General features: G+C 38.0%; 2 protein-coding genes and 1 pseudogene. 1 reads left to right on the top strand and 2 read right to left on the bottom strand.

Features of this window, described 5'->3' with window-relative positions; translation table 11 throughout:
* Positions 1 to 9 precede the first annotated feature (9 nt).
* Entirely contained in the window at positions 10 to 132 is a 123-nt protein-coding gene (locus C200_RS16570; RefSeq protein WP_282916178.1) for a hypothetical protein, read from the bottom strand.
* A 16-nt stretch (positions 133 to 148) separates the two neighbouring features.
* Positions 149 to 328, bottom strand: a pseudogene (locus tag C200_RS16755) (IS630 transposase-related protein); the annotation flags it as partial.
* A 188-nt stretch (positions 329 to 516) separates the two neighbouring features.
* On the opposite strand from C200_RS16755, the gene C200_RS10490 reads away from it, so the two are divergent.
* The gene (locus C200_RS10490; RefSeq protein ID WP_016212379.1) at positions 517 to 1056 is read left to right on the top strand and encodes a hypothetical protein; all 540 of its coding nucleotides are present in this window, start codon (positions 517 to 519) and stop codon (positions 1054 to 1056) included.
* The last annotated feature ends 95 nt before the right edge of the window (positions 1057 to 1151 follow it).

The raw sequence follows: 1151 nt of genomic DNA, 5'->3' as shown, positions 1-1151 counted from the left end.
ATATCGAACTCACGTTAAATAAACAATGGGTCGACCATAGCCGGCGTAGCGCTTGATTTTATTCTGGAAGCTTGTACGTGTATTTTCGTTGGCTTTTGGATGTTTTAGTGTTTTTTTTACAGCTGATTCCAAGGAAATTCAACCAATGCTGAATACAGTGTTGACTTACACCAAAACGTTGCGCACGTTCCCATTGATAACTGTCCGGATGATTTTTTACATCATTCTTTAGCTCTTCTAAGTTAATCGCTCGAGGTTTTGGTGCCTTTTTTTTTATTTCTATTCTTGTATTCCATCGAAACAGCGTCCTCATTGAAACGCCGAAGAGTTCTGAAACTTCCTCATAAGTTAGCCCTTTCTTTTCTTTTAACTTAAAGACCTTACTCCTTGTTTAATTCTACAATTATTCAATAAGTTATTATGCCATACATTTAGGATTTAGCTATATATTAATAAGTTATATAATAAAGTTTGCTCATAATTATTATTAACTTTGATTATTTTGGTGTTATTCTTGTGACAAAATTATTAAGATTTTTTGCTGTTATATTTTTATATATAATGTTTATTAGTCTTGTTTGGGCAGTGCCCGCACCCCAAACGCCGGACTATTTCTTTCGGGCTGACACACGGCCTCCAGAACAGGTTTTTGGATCTGAACATACAGTTGGTCCTGGTTTTGTGACCTGGGCAAACACTAGGGGAGTTCCCGCTGATTATAATGTACTTCGTTATGCTAATGGACAGACCGTTGCACCAAGTGAGGAGGAAGACCGTACGGCAGGGTGGGTTTCTGCTGCTGGATATCTTGAAGGAGTACAGCATTTTTTAAATTATGAAGTTATAAACAGGGGGGTGGGGTTCCCTAATTTTTGGGTCTATCAAATAGCCCCTTCAAATAGGGCATATAGTCTGAATTGGATATTAGAGGATTTTCTGGGCTCCCCCGCTGGTGTTGGAACCGCAGTAGATCATGAGGATGCGATGGATTTATTAGGAGAATATTCGAATCAAAACGAGTGGATTACTCGAGATGGTATGGTAACCCTCCCTTAAAATAGTACAAGTGATAAGTGGAATCTTCTGTTAAATTAACTTAGACAGGAGAGAGAAGATGAAACGATCAAAACTAACAGAATCACAAATTGTAG

It is taken from the genome of Piscirickettsia salmonis LF-89 = ATCC VR-1361, from assembly GCF_000297215.2.
Lineage (GTDB): Bacteria > Pseudomonadota > Gammaproteobacteria > Piscirickettsiales > Piscirickettsiaceae > Piscirickettsia > Piscirickettsia salmonis.
Note: the sequence above shows the minus strand (reverse complement) of the source record. Positions and strands in the feature narration are given on the sequence as shown.